Source organism: Shewanella sp. HL-SH5, from assembly GCF_051163755.1.
GTDB lineage: Bacteria > Pseudomonadota > Gammaproteobacteria > Enterobacterales > Shewanellaceae > Shewanella > Shewanella glacialimarina.
This window is the reverse complement of sequence record NZ_CP195038.1, coordinates 2,851,732-2,866,694: the sequence shown is the minus strand read 5'-3', so window position 1 is coordinate 2,866,694 and position 14,963 is coordinate 2,851,732. Positions and strand designations below refer to the sequence as shown.

At 40.2% G+C, this 14,963-nt stretch carries 15 protein-coding genes; 7 read left to right on the top strand and 8 right to left on the bottom strand.

The genetic code is table 11. From position 1 onward, the window contains the following. The first annotated feature begins 263 nt into the window (after positions 1-263). Positions 264-1,724: an HDOD domain-containing protein gene (locus ACRWQM_RS12550; protein WP_434930215.1), complete on the top strand. Its 1,461-nt coding sequence runs from the start codon at positions 264-266 to the stop codon at positions 1,722-1,724. Between the two features lie 102 nt (positions 1,725-1,826). Here ACRWQM_RS12550 and ACRWQM_RS12545 read toward each other — a convergent pair whose 3' ends face one another. From ACRWQM_RS12545 to ACRWQM_RS12530, 4 genes are all read right to left on the bottom strand, one after another. Further along, on the bottom strand, positions 1,827-2,459 hold the full coding sequence (locus tag ACRWQM_RS12545; RefSeq protein ID WP_434930214.1) for a nuclear transport factor 2 family protein: 633 nt from the start codon (positions 2,457-2,459) through the stop codon (positions 1,827-1,829). A 123-nt stretch (positions 2,460-2,582) separates the two neighbouring features. Next, positions 2,583-3,407 carry a M90 family metallopeptidase gene (locus ACRWQM_RS12540; RefSeq protein ID WP_434930213.1) on the bottom strand — a complete coding sequence of 275 codons (825 nt, stop codon included), beginning with the start codon at positions 3,405-3,407 and terminating at the stop codon, positions 2,583-2,585. A 132-nt stretch (positions 3,408-3,539) separates the two neighbouring features. After that, positions 3,540-3,905, bottom strand: coding sequence for a CopG family transcriptional regulator (locus ACRWQM_RS12535; RefSeq protein WP_434928658.1), 366 nt, complete (start codon positions 3,903-3,905; stop codon positions 3,540-3,542). Between the two features lie 19 nt (positions 3,906-3,924). Beyond that, positions 3,925-4,671, bottom strand: coding sequence for an AAA family ATPase (locus ACRWQM_RS12530; RefSeq protein WP_226410545.1), 747 nt, complete (start codon positions 4,669-4,671; stop codon positions 3,925-3,927). A 344-nt stretch (positions 4,672-5,015) separates the two neighbouring features. On the opposite strand from ACRWQM_RS12530, the gene ACRWQM_RS12525 reads away from it, so the two are divergent. Beyond that, positions 5,016-5,246, top strand: coding sequence for a DUF3820 family protein (locus ACRWQM_RS12525; protein ID WP_434928660.1), 231 nt, complete (start codon positions 5,016-5,018; stop codon positions 5,244-5,246). On the opposite strand, the gene ACRWQM_RS12520 is transcribed toward ACRWQM_RS12525, so the two are convergent. The 4 genes from ACRWQM_RS12520 to ACRWQM_RS12505 all read right to left on the bottom strand — a co-directional run bounded on the left by ACRWQM_RS12520 (position 5,229) and on the right by ACRWQM_RS12505 (position 9,180). Then, positions 5,229-5,714: a GNAT family N-acetyltransferase gene (locus ACRWQM_RS12520; protein WP_434928661.1), complete on the bottom strand. Its 486-nt coding sequence runs from the start codon at positions 5,712-5,714 to the stop codon at positions 5,229-5,231. The genes ACRWQM_RS12525 and ACRWQM_RS12520 overlap by 18 nt on opposite strands. A 115-nt stretch (positions 5,715-5,829) precedes the next feature. Continuing rightward, a complete protein-coding gene (locus ACRWQM_RS12515) occupies positions 5,830-6,132 on the bottom strand; it encodes an NrfJ (protein ID WP_434928662.1) in 303 nt (100 codons plus the stop codon). Positions 6,133-6,210: 78 nt separating this feature from the next. After that, positions 6,211-7,944, bottom strand: a complete 1,734-nt coding sequence (locus tag ACRWQM_RS12510) for a bifunctional metallophosphatase/5'-nucleotidase (RefSeq protein WP_434930212.1) — start codon at positions 7,942-7,944, stop codon at positions 6,211-6,213. Positions 7,945-8,121: 177 nt separating this feature from the next. After that, positions 8,122-9,180, bottom strand: coding sequence for a CNNM domain-containing protein (locus tag ACRWQM_RS12505; RefSeq protein ID WP_434928664.1), 1,059 nt, complete (start codon positions 9,178-9,180; stop codon positions 8,122-8,124). Positions 9,181-9,333: 153 nt separating this feature from the next. Here ACRWQM_RS12505 and ACRWQM_RS12500 point away from each other — a divergent pair, with 153 nt between their 5' ends. The 5 genes from ACRWQM_RS12500 to hisS all read left to right on the top strand — a co-directional run bounded on the left by ACRWQM_RS12500 (position 9,334) and on the right by hisS (position 14,953). Continuing rightward, a complete protein-coding gene (locus ACRWQM_RS12500; RefSeq protein ID WP_434928665.1) occupies positions 9,334-10,455 on the top strand; it encodes a bifunctional tRNA (adenosine(37)-C2)-methyltransferase TrmG/ribosomal RNA large subunit methyltransferase RlmN in 1,122 nt (373 codons plus the stop codon). 32 nt (positions 10,456-10,487) lie between these two features. Next, positions 10,488-11,276: a type IV pilus biogenesis/stability protein PilW gene (pilW, locus tag ACRWQM_RS12495; protein WP_434928666.1), complete on the top strand. Its 789-nt coding sequence runs from the start codon at positions 10,488-10,490 to the stop codon at positions 11,274-11,276. Next, complete coding sequence (locus tag ACRWQM_RS12490; protein WP_434930211.1) at positions 11,273-12,325, top strand: RodZ domain-containing protein; 1,053 nt, start codon at positions 11,273-11,275, stop codon at positions 12,323-12,325. The genes pilW and ACRWQM_RS12490 overlap by 4 nt, the downstream gene beginning before the upstream one ends. A gap of 129 nt (positions 12,326-12,454) precedes the next feature. Further along, positions 12,455-13,570: a flavodoxin-dependent (E)-4-hydroxy-3-methylbut-2-enyl-diphosphate synthase gene (ispG, locus tag ACRWQM_RS12485; protein WP_226410536.1), complete on the top strand. Its 1,116-nt coding sequence runs from the start codon at positions 12,455-12,457 to the stop codon at positions 13,568-13,570. Between the two features lie 108 nt (positions 13,571-13,678). After that, on the top strand, positions 13,679-14,953 hold the full coding sequence (gene hisS / locus ACRWQM_RS12480; protein WP_226410535.1) for a histidine--tRNA ligase: 1,275 nt from the start codon (positions 13,679-13,681) through the stop codon (positions 14,951-14,953). Positions 14,954-14,963 lie beyond the last annotated feature (10 nt).

Sequence of the window (14,963 nt, the reverse complement as noted above, 5' to 3'; positions counted from 1 at the left end):
GGTTCTCCTACAGGCCGCACGGGACTTTTATCCGACCTTTTGGATCATAAGCCCATAAGCTTTGTCGTTGATTCTTATTGTTGGTGTACTTCCTACCCGTAAGTTTTTAACCAATTCGTTTGTGTTACGGCCCTTTATGGGCCGCTTTTTTTATGCTAAATGACATAATATCAACTTGGGTATTAATAAGATCTCCATCACTGGGTGATCTTGAGTATACTTGTCACAATATATCCACAATTATTTAATCAAAAAAGACAACTATGACAGCCAATCAATCTCATAAAGGTGTTGAATATTGGACCAAGCGCATTAGTGATCAAGAGATGCCAGCCCTATGTTCAACCGTTAGAGATTTAGAGCAGCTTGCCAAGGATGACGTCTCCTCTTTATCGTTACTCGGTCGCAGTGTGATGCACGATAATGCATTAACTTCACGCATTTTACGGGTTGCTAACAGCGCAATTTACAATAAAGGTATTAATCAAGTGTCTACCGTTAGCCGAGCGGCTGTGGTACTAGGGTTTGATACCATTAGAAATATCTGCCTAACTGCTAGATTATTATCCAGTTTACTTGAAAGTCATAATCTTTCAGACAGTGTATTTAAACGCTTATTAAAGCTGATGGCCCAATCGTTTCATGGGGCAATGATCGCCCGTATGATGGTGAGCGATCGTGATGAAGCCTTAAGAGAAGAAGTGTTTATTGCTACATTACTCTATCGCATTGGTGAAAGTGCTTTCTGGAGTACGGGTGGCACATTGGTGGATGAATTGGATGCAAAATTGCTATCCAATCCTGATAGTGTTGAGCAGTTAAGTATTATCCGTGGTGAGCTTGGGACATCATTTAATCAATTAACCCAAGGCATTGCCAGAAACTGGGGCTTAGGTGGCATGCTACTTAAAGCATTGAATAACCCCGATGAACGTATGCCTGAAATTCGGTGTATTTTTATTGCCGATAAACTGGCTGAGTCTATTGCCCAGCCTCGGTTAGATCCGCAAGGTTTTCAAAAACGGTTAAAGCAAGCGGCTGATATGCTTGATATTAGCATTGAAGAGTTTAACTTACGCTTGGTGCGTTGTAATCAAGTTACCCATAAATTAGCGGTCGATTATGGTGCTAAAATATTAGTTGAATTTATTCCCGATACTGAAAAAGTGTTTGAATCACTTGATGCTCCTCAACCTGAAAGCATACTGCGTGAGGCCAATTTATCGATTCAGTTGACTAAACTACGTGAGTTAACGGGTTTTGCTATTACTAAAACCGACTTTAATCAGGTAATGCAAACTGCGTTAGAAGGGATATTTACCGGTGTAGGGGTAGACCGTTGCGGGGTGTTGTTATTGTCACCTAATCGAAAAACGCTGCTGCCAAGAGTCGCCATGGGTGATGATGCGCAAACCATGAAAACTAATTTTGTTATTGAGTTAACGGATCACAAATCTATTTTTGCCCAGTGTATTGAACAAAAGAAACCCTATTGGGTATCTCAAGTCAGTGGGTCTGAGCCACAAAGTTTGGCTAGTGATCTGACTGAAGACTTGTCGCGAGAAGGCTTTTTAATTGCACCGCTAATGGTTGGCACTAAGGTGCTAGGTGTTTTTTATGCTGATAGGCATGCTTCATTTAGACGATTTGAACAAGCTGATTTTGATGCTTTTACCCATTTTTCACAACTTGCTAATGTGTGCTTTAGCGTGGCAATGAAATAAGTTTTACATTATTTATCGACTTAAAAAAAGCCCTTAATGATAAGTCACTAAGGGCTTTTTAATATAACTAATTTGAGTTTTTTTCGATTAGTAATAGCCGTATTATTGTTTAATTAACGATGTGATACGTTTGGCTTTATCATTTGGAATGGGAAAGCTTAAATGATATTGCGCTATCTTCCAGCCTTGTTCAGTATTAATTAGCGCACCAGTACCACGGCTAATGCCGTACGAGGGGCTATAAAGCTGTTCATCAAATACAATAACATCGCCAATTTGAAGTAAATGACGAGCTTGAAGATCATAGCGCCAGCCATTAGTGGGTGTTGCATATTGTTTAAATTGCTCCATATTCCAACGCTCATTGGCGTCAGTGCCAATAAAAATCGCATCTGGGTGATATAAGCTAAAATAGCTTTCCCAGTCAGCCGACATGGCACTTTCATGTAGCTGGTTGAGTAAGCCATTAACATTGTGACTATCTTCTTCTGTTAAGCCCTGGCTATCTAATGCTTGGTCAACTTGGTTTAAGTTTGTGATAACAGCTGGCGTTTCATCACTGCTTAGCTCACTTGCAAGTGTTTGTTGGTTACTTTTATTTGTTACCGCTTTACTCGCTTGTTCTGCAGTGGTTTCACTATCGAGATGTTGTAGCGAATTAGCATTAATATCAAATGCACTAACCGTTGTGAGTAATACTGCGATAAAGCCAAGTTTATGAATAATTGATTGCATGGTTATCCCTGCTAAATAAAACTAATGTGGTGTTGTTATCATTGTTATTGTTTGTAAAAAAACAGACGTTCAGTATTTTTGATAAGTATATGGCGATATATTAGCCTTGAGTAAATGATACTTTTAGTGCCAATGTATTGGGTCTAATTGATAAAACTGACTTAACTCGTTATACAGTTTAGGATGTTGTTGAAAGAACTGTTTTGGTTTTTCAAAAAAGGTTTCGCTTATCACCGCAAAAAACTCTGCTGGATTAGTCGCACCATAGTAATTGAATAATGACGGTATTTGCTGTGACGCGCAATACTGTAACTGATTAAATTCTTTACCTAGCGTGGATGACCAATGGGCATAATCTTTAATTTGTCTTAATGCCGGCGCGCCATTTGCGGGACCATTTTCTTGATCGAGTTGATGAGCAAATTCATGGATCACCACATTTTCACCGTCATAAGGGTCTGCTGCGCCATTTAACGTGTTTTGCCATGACAGAATAACTTTACCATTTCCCCACGACTCACCTAATAAGACACTTCTATGCTGTGATGTTACGCCAGCAAAATCGACTTTTTGTTGTTCTACGATAAATGCGTGTGGGTAAATTAAAATCTGCTTGAGGTTAGGGTAGTAGTTCGTTTTACGATTAAGCAGCAGTAAACAAGCTTGTGCAGCAACCGTGACTTTCATCTCATCGGTAATCATCAGTCCGTCACAGCCAATAAATTGTTTTTCATCTATAAAAATTTGAATATGTTTCTTAAGCTGTAGCTGTAAATCAGTTGGCATGCTTTTAAAATACGGAAATCGATGACGCAATATAATGCGCCATGATTTAGGGAAAGCTTGCAGGCAAACATTTTGGCGATGACGCTCTCGTCTAAATGAGGCGCTGGTTATCCAACCTATTGCTACAGTAGCAATAATGGAGACAATTATAATGGCAATCATGAGCACGCTCAAATTTAGGTGATAAACAAGAGATGGGGTAATGTTAATCAATTTTCAAGCAGATAAAAAAACTGGCATACAATTAATGCTGCCAGTAAAAAGGGTGGGGATAGAGCAATACTACTTTTATGACTATGTAGGAATAGATTTAAGTTGAGTTTCTAATTCAAACTTTTGATAAAGCTTTTGTTTATCTTCATCAGATAACAGGTTGTGTTCTGCGATCAAATGCCTGATTAATTTTGATTTAGCTAATTGACTCGCCTGGCTAAACTGCGCCAATTGATTAATTGCCTGTTCACTTAAGGTAAATGTGGCACGTCTAAAAGGCTGTTTACTGACCTGGGTTACTGATTCAGCTTTTACATTAATAGACGCTATTGCGCGTTTGTTATCACGACATTGTAAAAAGTCGACAACGTTGCTGGGCCGAGCAAACTCATGGGTTTGCCCTAGTGCATATAAGCTGGCAGTGTCGATAAACTCTTCAACAGACATCTGCCTCTTAAAACTCGATTTACATGACGAGGCGTTTTTCTTGAGATCGGCCAGTGCCATAATTCCCCCTCAGTGAAGTGACATTTCGCGGCGATAACCGCTGTTCCATTATTTGCTTAGCATTTTCAGCTTGCAGTAACTCACACGCTATTGCGCGCATTTCTTCAGCCGCTTTACCATTAGGTTCTATTTCAATAACCGATAAACCCGACTCTTCGCTGTCATCATAAATGTTACGGCAGTAATTAATTGCCTCTAATACGTCAATGTCATAGGTACGACAGACATCTTTCGCTTCTAGAATTCGCCCAGCTTGATTAGGTAAATTAGGGCATTGAGTGATCACAAAGGCGGCGCGCATTTTAGGATTGATCATCATACAAGTAGACACAATATCATCCATGTGGCTGACGGTTTTAAGATCACGTCGTTTTGGCCTAAGTGGCATGAGTACATGTGATGCCACTGACATTGTTGCTCTAAGGGCAAGGTTGTCTTGACCACCGCAATCAACCAGAACATAGTCATAATGCTGCTCTAGACTTAATAAATCATTACGGATTTTTCCGTAAAGTTGCACACAGTTAATCGGCGGTAGTTGTGGATTATTGTTACGCGCTTGGATCCAATCTGATGTTGTTCGTTGTGGGTCACAATCGACCATAATGACACTGGCTTTTGTTTCTTTGGTAAGAAATACAGCGATATTTTGGGCTAGACAGCTTTTACCACTACCGCCTTTTTCGCCACCAACTAGAATAATCATTTTACCTGCCCCTCATCATTGAGTGATATACCTTACTTTAATCTTGTGTGGTATGGCACGTCAATTAGCTGATTTTTGACACTTTTTATAAACTGTCTAGATGATTTTTTGTTGACGCTATTCTGTTGTTAGACAAAAAATTGACCCTGATGGGAAGACAGTGTCAATGTTGCCAAAAGGTTAATGAAATGAGTTGCTTGAAGCGGATATTTTAAAAAACGATTTTATTAAATTAAGGTGCTTGAATAGAATGATTGTTTTAATATAATCAAATGTAACTATTTTCTATTTTATTATTTCAAAATAATATAAATAATTGTTTTATATCGAGGCAAAGCAGACACATGAATGAGCAACAGCTACTTGAAGCGATTAACCAGACTATGCCTTTTGGTAAATATGCCGGGCGAAAGTTATTAGAATTACCCGAACCCTATTTAGTCTGGTTTCACGCCAAAGGGTTTCCTGAAGGCAAGTTAGGTCAGCAGTTAGCATTAATGTACGAGGTGAAGTTGAATGGGCTTGAAGGCATGCTACAACCACTTTTAAATAAAAACTCACAACGATTTGATTAAGTTAAACGTTGCTAAAGTTTGATTTTTCTTTACCCGTAAATTTGATTTAACTAATACAAAGCCATTTTTCTCAAATAGGGGTTTAGATAGATATGATGCATCAACGCTGAGTTGGTTATAGTGTTGCGCAGTCGCCCATTGCTGCGCGTGTTGAAGCAACTGAGTTGCTAAACCCTGGTGTTGGTAGCCTGGGTGGACATAAAGACAATCGATATATCCTCGGCTTTGGTATGTTGTTTCAAGACCAATAAATCCTAATACGTTTTTGAATTCATCTTCAATGACCCAAGCTTTGCTAAGTTTATATTGCTGCAGCCAATACTTGGTTGAGCGAGGCGCTGCAGACCAAGCATTTTTTTTGGCATCATTATACCTAGGATGGTTAATGGCTTGCACTGACTGATGATAAATATGGCTGATATCAGCAGCGTGGCTAGGCAGGAAACTAACGATGTTTAGTTGGGTCATGGTATTTTATCAGGAGGGTTATGAAAAATCGGTCAACTCAGTTTAAGTTAACTTAGCTAGGATTAACCGATTATTAAAGTATAAATTTTTTGCAGTATCAGCCGTAAATCGATGGTTACTTTTTAATAATATGACCGACAAACATAATTTCATCAAAGGTACGGTCCAGGCTTGCGCTTTTAAAGTCGCTCATCCACATTTGTTCAGACATTTCAACATTGTCGCCTTTCACTATTTCAACTTGAGGACCCGCAGCCCAATAAGTTTTATCGGCTTCTTTAACTTGAACATAGGTATAACCACCGCCATTCATAGTATCAATAACTTCACCTTGATGGACAACACCTTCAGCCCAGGCCGATGACACACCTAAAACAAGCATTGTAGCGGCGAGTGCTTTAATCAATTTTGTTTTCATTAATGTTCCTTAATTGTTTTTAGTATTGGCGTCATTAAAACACGCGAGATAGCTACCGTCTGTGATCCAAGCCAAAAATTATCTATGGCTAATGTAATTAATATTCACAATTTGTTGCTGACCTATTTTGTAACCATACTGGCAAACAAAGTCAATAAATGCTTCAGGTAGGTTTTTACTTTCTACCGGTTGCTGCCACAGGGCTTTTAAAAGTGCACCATATCCCTCACGTCCAGTCGCTGTGTAAGAACTGGATACCCCGATATAAAGCTCATTAGGCTTTAATAGCACCCATTGCTCGTTTCGATACACTTCAATAAGGGTAATTCTGGCACCTAAAGGTTGGGTCCCATCATAGCTATAACGGATCCCATATGGGTATGGAAAACTGCCTGCACCTGTGCCTATTACACCATTATTGGTGGCGGCGTTAATGGTCGACTCTAGCACCTCAATTATGTATTCGCCTTTGATTTGATAGGTCACTAAGGGCAATTCAAAAGGTAATATACGGCCAAATACATCGGCTACGGAAAGCTGACCTTTACTGAGTGATTGCCTTACGCCACCGGCATTGTGCAGTGCAAAATCCAATTGAGGCTCAACTAATTGAGTCGCTTTAAACATGCTTCTACTGACCCAAGGCGCAATTTCACTGCCGTGGGGAAAATGTTTACTGGGCAGGCGAGTATGAATAAAGTCTTTTGGAATATGGGCCAATATTTGACTTTCTAATGCCACTAAAGCAGGACGATACTGTGATTGAATCACCTCATCAATGGCATTATCTTGCGCAGCGTTAAGCATATTCGGATGCTGGCGAAGAGTATTGATGAGTGTGTGTTGTAGTGTGTCCGCTACCACCTCATCAGATGCTTGACTCACTTCCACCTTGTTACCGAGCATAAAGTAGTTATCACCAGTAAATTGACACACTTTGCCTTCTTTATCCAAAGATAGCTCAAGTAGACCTATGGTTTCGGCATACTTTCCCGCGTGAAAAATAGGAGTGTTATTAACGGTTTCGCCGTAGGGAAGGTGAGACATGCCAACGGCACTAAAATCACCTTGTAAGGTATGTGAATGACCGCCAATAATTAGACTGATACCATCGACTTTACTGGCAAGTTCTCGGTCTTGATCTAACCCTAAGTGGCTTAACACTAGGATATGTTTTATCCCTTGTTGATGTAATGCATCTACGGTACGTTTAGTGGTTTCAATAGCGTTGACAAACAAGGTGTCAGGATCAGGTCTGGCAATCAGCGGCATTTGATCTAACGTAATACCAATAATGGCCATTTGCGTATCATAAAAAGGCTTGATTAAGGTTTTAGCAATGCCTTGCTCAACGTTGTAATCTAATAATTGAGGGTGATCACGCAGTACGCCTTCTTTTTGAGTTTCTTCTTGGCTTAAGTCCATATTACCGGCCATTAACGGGAATTCGATGCGATTTAAAAAGGCTTTTACTGGACTGTTACCAGCATCGATTTCATGATTACCAAGTACCATAGCATCGGGTTTAAGTAAATTGAGTAAATGGGCGTTTGCTGAACCTTGAAATTCACGAAAATACAGTGTGCCTTGGAAGCTGTCGCCACCGTGAAGAAATAAGAACGGCTGTTGTTTAGCATGTGCTTGCTGGCGCGCTTGTTCAATGCGATATCCCAGCCGAGCATATCCGCCTGTATCGACTTTTAGGCTGTAAGCTTGCTGTTGATGTTGCAGGGTAAACTTGACCTGGCTTGGCTCAAAGTTAGAGTGGGTATCATTAATGTGGGCAATGGATAAACGGTAAGATTTTGGCATTTTTTTCCTCAGCTGATTGCCCTTATGCTAGCATTTTTAGATCAGCAGGTACTAATTTACCTCACTCAACGGTATCATCTTAGGGATACTTTAGCTGTGATACCGTTAAGCAAGGATAAACTTAGCTTTATGATTCAGTTTAGCCTATACGCTATCTGAATCTTATTTGATTATGAATTAATGGGTTTCGCCATCATTTGATAGCACTATGCCTTTACTTTCAATTCGACGTAACCATAGCTTTCGCGCTAATGCTTGCATGTCTGGCGCTAAATCCTTGGAGTCGACAATTTCTAAACCAATTAACGTTTCGATAATATCTTCAATAGTGACAATGCCTTCACTTGAACCATACTCATCAACCACTAATGCCATTTTTGCATTACGTTTTATCATCATTTGAAACAGTGGCAGTACTTTTGCGGATGCAGGAATAACCAGTAAGCTTTTTAGCAGATCGCCAATTGGCGTTTCTGGTGTCTGGCGGGCCGAGAGCAAAATATCATTACGATTAACATAACCAATCACATTGTCACGGTCACCCTCATATAAAGGAATACGAGTGAAAGGACTGGTTAGGTGTTGGTCAATAAACTTTGAATGACTAATGTGAGTGGGCAGTTTAAAAATTACCGTTCTAGGCGTCATTATATTAGCAACACTCATGTCTTTGACTGACAGCATTTGCATTAAAATTTGTGACTCTTGCTCACCCAACTCACCACTGTCTTTACCCATTTTGGTCATAGCGCTGAGTTCTTGACGAATATATTGGCCTTGTTCGCCTTTGCCTAAAAGACTGGTTACTTTTTGTGACATCCAAATAAGTGGAAGGGTTAATTTTTCCATCCAAAATAAACAGACTGACACTGTTGGCGCAAGTTTACGCCAATGATTGGCGCCTAATGTTTTAGGAATAATTTCTGATAAGAATAAAATTAAAAATGTTAATACTGCAGAAAATACCCCAAGCATTTCACTGCCAAACACCACAGAGGCTTGAGCACCTGCAACCGCTGCGCCGGCAGTATGAGAGATGGTATTTAAGGTTAAAATTGATACGAGAGGAGATTCGACATTCTTTTTTTGCTTATCAAGCAAAGCGGCAATTTTAGGATTGGATTCTCTTAAATTGGCAATGTAACTTGGGGTTACAGATAAAAGAACCGCTTCAAAAACACTACAAAAAAACGAAATCGCAATAGCGATAAATACAATAAAAAACAGAGTTAACATATATGTGGTGAAAACTTCCTAATAGCAGGCAATATTGCCAAGGGCTATTATCATATATTCATATTGTTAAATCCAGATATACTGGCTAAAACGTGACGCTGCCTGTATAATTCGCCGCCCTGTTACAGGTTTTAGGTGTTTGAGGTTAGGCTAATGAGTGAAAAGAAAATCAATTTATTAAATCTTGATCGTAAAGGACTGCGAGCATTGTTCAGCGAAATGGGTGAAAAACCGTTCCGTGCCGATCAATTAATGAAGTGGATTTATCACTTTGGTGTTAGCGACTTCGAAGAAATGAACAATATAAACAAAGCATTGCGAGCTAAACTTGCTGCTAGATGTGAAATTGTTGCACCTGAAATTGCCAGTTTTCAAAAATCAAATGATGGCACAATTAAATTCGCTATTGACGTCGGTCAAGGTCAAGAAGTTGAAACCGTTTATATACCTGAAGAAGGACGTGCAACCTTATGCGTGTCTTCTCAAGTAGGTTGTGCACTTGAGTGTACTTTCTGTTCTACGGGGCAGCAAGGATTTAACCGTAACTTAACCGTGTCTGAAATTGTCGGTCAAGTTTGGCGTGTATCGCAATTTTTAGGTTTTCATAAGGATACCGGCGACCGTCCTATTTCTAACGTAGTAATGATGGGAATGGGCGAGCCGTTATTAAACCTTGCTAACGTTATCCCTGCAATGGACATTATGTTAGATGATTTTGGGTTTAGTCTTTCTAAGCGTAGAGTAACTCTATCAACATCGGGTGTTGTGCCTGCACTGGATAAACTAGGTGATTTAATCGATGTGGCCCTAGCAGTCAGCATCCATGCGCCTAATGACGAGCTACGTGATGTGCTTGTTCCAGTTAACAAAAAATATCCATTACAAGAGTTCTTAGCCGGCATTCGTCGTTATTTAGCTAAGTCTAATGCTAATCGTGGCCGCGTTACTGTTGAATATGTCATGCTCGATCATATCAACGACAGTACAGATCAAGCGCACGAATTAGCCAAACTAATGAAAGACACCCCTTGTAAGATAAATTTAATTCCATTTAATCCTTACCCAGGTTCGCCCTATGGACGTTCTTCTAATTCACGTATTGATCGTTTCTCTAAAGTCCTTGTGGAGTACGGTTTAACTGTGATTGTTCGTAAAACCCGTGGTGATGATATTGATGCAGCATGTGGTCAACTGGCTGGTGATATCCGTGACCGCACCAAACGTTTAGCAAAAAAACAAATGCAACAAAACCAGATTTCAGTCACAATGGATTAACTCTTTGTTTTGCACAATAAATAGGCCATAAAATGAAACAAGGAATACAGTACATTGCAATAGTGGGTTTATTAGGTGCATCTTTAAGTGGCTGTGTTACCGAACGAACTTACACCGGTACAGACATACCTGTTGCAGAGCGAGATATTGATAAAGTTGCTGCAGCGCGTGAACGTATGCAATTAGGGCTCACGTATTTACGTCTTGGTAATGGCGAGCAAGCTAAATATAATTTAGATAAAGCGATTGAATTTGCACCACACATAAGTGAAGTTCATGTTGCTATGGCTTATTATTATCAAACTGTGGGTGATTTAACACGCACAGAAGACGCCTATGGTGATGCAATTAAAGCCAGTGATGCATCTGGTGATGCTAAAAATAATTTTGGTGTGTTTTTATGCCAGCAGAAAAAATATGCCCGCGCTGAAACCATGCTACTAGAGGCGATAGAAACACCTAAATATACCCGAGTCGCATCAAGTTATGAAAATTTAGGTGTGTGTAGCCGTAATAACGGTGAACCAGAAAAAGCGCGACAGTATTTTAAGATGGCGTTAAAATACGATCCGCGTCGAGGCAACACATTAATTGGATTGACAGAGTTGGCCATGGATGATGCCGACTATGCAGACGCTCGCAATATTTTATCAAGATATCATCAGGTTGCGAATGAAACTGCAGAAAGCTTAGCGTTAGGGATAAAAATAGAACAGGAAATTGGTGACATTAACGCCATGAAACGATTTGGTATTACCTTGATAGCCAAATTTCCAACATCTTCTCAAGCCAAAGAATATAGAGCAAACTTGCTTAAATGATAAAAGAACAATTAGACGAAACTACTGAAGTAGCAGCAGTATTAAATGACATTGCCACCGTCGGGGCAATACTAAAAGCAGCGCGTGAGAAAAAAGGTGTTACTGTTGAGGCGGCAGCATTGCAGCTGCATTTACGTCCCAGAATTCTGAACGATATTGAAGCTGATAATTTTACTAATATTTCATCTAATACCTATGCACGTGGTTATATCAAGAACTACGCGCGTTTTGTTGATGCCGATATTGTTTTAATAAAGCAATGCCTAGATCAGCAAATTCCTGAGTATGTCCCCCCAACGATGCAAAGTTTCTCGCGTAAAACAACCCGTCAAGCTAGGGATAGCCGAGTAAACTTGGTCACCTATGCGATTGTGATTATTTTGCTCGCTATGTTGGTGTTATGGTGGGTACAGAAATCAGATGTATTAACTGAGTCTAACTTCGCTTTACCAACAGTTGAAGAAATACAAGCTGAAACTGCCAATACTCAATCTGGGGTGTTAGTGCCGACTCAAAGAGATGTTGCGACTGGTTCCATCGAGGCAATTGAACCTACTAATCCGCAATTTGAGCAATTAGGTATCACAGAGAATGAATTAATTCAAAATGCTGCAGAAACTAATCTAGGTGCAAGTGAAGTCAATCAAACTGATAACCTTGTAAGCAATAGTAATGCCTCTAGTAACAATGGTTCTGCTAATCGCGATAACCTAAGCGCGACTCAACAGCCTAGTGTCACTGTGCCAGCGCCTATAGCTTCAATACCATCTGCTACGGCAGACAATAATACTGTTTCTAGTGCTAGTACCTCAGTTGTAACTATGGATGTGACAGCTGATTGTTGGATTAACCTTGTCGATGTTACTGGTAAAGTCTTGATCGATGGTGTTAAAAAATCAGGGCATAACGTTAAAGTTACAGGTCAAGCGCCTTTCAAGTTGATTTTAGGTGCGCCACAGTCGGTAACATTAGCCGTTGATGGCAATAATATTGATTTATCTGAGTATACTAATGGCCGTGTGGCGCGATTAACGTTAACTAAGCCATAGTCCTAGTTTGGGTTTGCTGTTATTTTGCTAACTCAATTGCTTATGCATTCTGATGAATCAATTTTTTGCGCTGATTGAATAGCCAAATTGATAAAACCAAATTGACAAAAATTAGTAGAGCAATATTGCATGTATAACGAATCTCCAATTATCCGCAGACCTTCAACACGCATTTATGTTGGAAACGTCCCGATTGGTGACGGCGCACCCATTGCTGTGCAGTCGATGACCAATACAAAAACCGATGATGTAGCCGCTACAGTTGCGCAAATTCTTGCCCTTGAAAAAGTGGGCGCTGACATTGTACGTGTTTCAGTACCGACTATGGATTCAGCCGAAGCATTTAAACTCATTAAGCAGCAAGTGAATGTACCCTTAGTGGCCGATATTCATTTTGATTATCGTATTGCATTAAAAGTGGCTGAATACGGCGCAGATTGTTTACGCATAAACCCCGGCAATATAGGTAATGAAGCCCGTATCCGCAGTGTGGTAGAATGCGCACGCGATAAAAATATTCCAATACGTATTGGGGTTAACGGTGGTTCATTAGAAAAAGATCTCATGGATAAGTACCGTGAACCCACACCCCAAGCGCTAGTTGAATCGGCTATGCGTCATGTAGATATTCTAGACCGTCTTAACTTTGATCAATTTAAAGTCAGCGTAAAAGCCTCCGATGTATTTCTTGCGGTCGAATCTTACCGTTTATTGGCTAAGCAAATTAGACAACCATTGCATTTAGGCATTACTGAAGCGGGTGGTTTACGCTCTGGTTCCGTTAAGTCAGCAGTTGGATTAGGCATGTTACTCGCCGAAGGTATTGGCGATACAATACGTATTTCGTTAGCCGCAGATCCAATTGAAGAAATCAAAGTCGGATTCGATATTTTAAAGTCACTGCGTATTCGCAGTCGTGGTATTAACTTTATTGCTTGTCCATCTTGTTCTCGTCAAGAGTTTGATGTGATAGCAACAGTAAATGAATTAGAACGCCGCCTAGAAGATGTCACAACAGCTATGGATGTATCCATTATTGGTTGCGTCGTTAATGGACCAGGTGAAGCCTTGGTTTCCCACATAGGCCTAACGGGTGGCAGTAACAAAAGTGGCTACTATGATGATGGTGAACGTCAAAAAGAGCGTTTTGACAATAATAATATTGTTGATGGGCTAGAAGCTAAAATTCGTGCAAAAGCCCGTTTAATGGCTAACAGAATTGCTATTAGCGATAAAACCGAATAATTTTGTGCCAATGCTAAACCTTAAATTATTTTAGGGTTCAAGCATTGGTGATTTTTTATCAGCTAACTGAGATGCAGTTAGCTTAGCAACAGAATGGACGAGTTACCTGTGGCAAAACAAATCCAAGCAATTCGTGGTATGAATGATCTTCTACCCACCCAAAGTCCAGTTTGGCAAAAAGTTGAGTCGATTATTCGCTCTTCAGTCAGTGCTTTTGGTTATAGCGAAATTCGAACTCCAATTGTAGAAAGTACCGAACTTTTCAAACGTTCTATTGGTGAAGTCACCGATATTGTTGAAAAAGAGATGTACACCTTTGAAGACCGTAATGGCGACAGTTTAACGCTTCGACCTGAAGGTACTGCATCAACAGTGCGTGCAGGTAATGAACACGGTTTACTCTATAACCAAGAGCAGCGCTTGTGGTATATGGGGCCTATGTTCCGCCATGAACGTCCTCAAAAAGGGCGTTATCGTCAATTTCACCAGTTTGGCGTTGAAATTTACGGTATTGGCAGTGCCGATATTGATGCAGAAGTCTTGATGCTTTCAGCCCGATTATGGCAGCAGTTAGGCATTGAAGATCACGTATCATTAGAATTAAATACCTTAGGTGATCCAGCAGAGCGCGCCGCGTATCGTGATGCATTAATTGCGTTTTTAGAACAACACAAAGATGTGCTTGACGAAGACAGCAAGCGTCGTATGTATACTAATCCACTTCGTGTTCTCGATTCTAAAGATCAGCAAGTGCAGGCTTTATTGTCCGATGCGCCAGCGTTAATGGATTACTTAGGTGAAGACTCGAAAACACATTTTTCAACATTATGTGAACTCTTAGACGCTGTGGGTATCCAATACACCATTAATCCGCGTTTAGTGCGTGGATTAGACTATTACAACCGCACAGTATTTGAATGGGTAACAAGCAGTTTAGGCTCGCAAGGTACTGTATTAGCCGGTGGCCGTTACGATGGCTTAGTTGGTCAATTAGGTGGAAAAGATACTCCCGCAGTGGGTTTTGCTATGGGATTAGAGCGCATTGTATTGCTGCTTGAAACCTTAGAGCTTAATGATGATATTGCTCCAGAAGTTGATATTTATGTCACGGCAATGGGCGATAATTGTCTTGTTGAAGCGATTAAAGTCGCGCAAGAGTTGCGTCAGGGGCTACCAAGCCTTAAAGTCATGAGTCATTGTGGCGGTGGTAATTTTAAAAAGCAGATGAAGCGTGCTGATAAAAGCGGTGCACAATTTGCGTTAATTATTGGTGAGAATGAAATTACCAATAATCAAGTGGCTATTAAGCCGTTAAGAAACAATAACGAACAACAATTAGTTACCCGCAGTGAGCTGGTAGCTAAAATTGCAGAACTGATTTAGAAAGGGGAAG

What these genes read in the sequence shown, in the direction of transcription:
- ACRWQM_RS12490 (WP_434930211.1), top strand. Translation starts at nt 11,273, where the DNA reads ATGATAAAAGAACAATTAGACGAAACTACTGAAGTAGCAGCAGTATTA.
- ACRWQM_RS12550 (WP_434930215.1), top strand. Translation starts at nt 264, where the DNA reads ATGACAGCCAATCAATCTCATAAAGGTGTTGAATATTGGACCAAGCGC.
- ACRWQM_RS12515 (WP_434928662.1), bottom strand. Translation starts at nt 6,132, where the DNA reads ATGAAAACAAAATTGATTAAAGCACTCGCCGCTACAATGCTTGTTTTA.
- ispG (WP_226410536.1), top strand. Translation starts at nt 12,455, where the DNA reads ATGTATAACGAATCTCCAATTATCCGCAGACCTTCAACACGCATTTAT.
- ACRWQM_RS12545 (WP_434930214.1), bottom strand. Translation starts at nt 2,459, where the DNA reads ATGCAATCAATTATTCATAAACTTGGCTTTATCGCAGTATTACTCACA.
- ACRWQM_RS12505 (WP_434928664.1), bottom strand. Translation starts at nt 9,180, where the DNA reads ATGTTAACTCTGTTTTTTATTGTATTTATCGCTATTGCGATTTCGTTT.
- ACRWQM_RS12525 (WP_434928660.1), top strand. Translation starts at nt 5,016, where the DNA reads ATGAATGAGCAACAGCTACTTGAAGCGATTAACCAGACTATGCCTTTT.
- ACRWQM_RS12540 (WP_434930213.1), bottom strand. Translation starts at nt 3,407, where the DNA reads ATGATTGCCATTATAATTGTCTCCATTATTGCTACTGTAGCAATAGGT.
- ACRWQM_RS12520 (WP_434928661.1), bottom strand. Translation starts at nt 5,714, where the DNA reads ATGACCCAACTAAACATCGTTAGTTTCCTGCCTAGCCACGCTGCTGAT.
- ACRWQM_RS12535 (WP_434928658.1), bottom strand. Translation starts at nt 3,905, where the DNA reads ATGTCTGTTGAAGAGTTTATCGACACTGCCAGCTTATATGCACTAGGG.
- ACRWQM_RS12510 (WP_434930212.1), bottom strand. Translation starts at nt 7,944, where the DNA reads ATGCCAAAATCTTACCGTTTATCCATTGCCCACATTAATGATACCCAC.
- pilW (WP_434928666.1), top strand. Translation starts at nt 10,488, where the DNA reads ATGAAACAAGGAATACAGTACATTGCAATAGTGGGTTTATTAGGTGCA.
- ACRWQM_RS12500 (WP_434928665.1), top strand. Translation starts at nt 9,334, where the DNA reads ATGAGTGAAAAGAAAATCAATTTATTAAATCTTGATCGTAAAGGACTG.
- ACRWQM_RS12530 (WP_226410545.1), bottom strand. Translation starts at nt 4,671, where the DNA reads ATGATTATTCTAGTTGGTGGCGAAAAAGGCGGTAGTGGTAAAAGCTGT.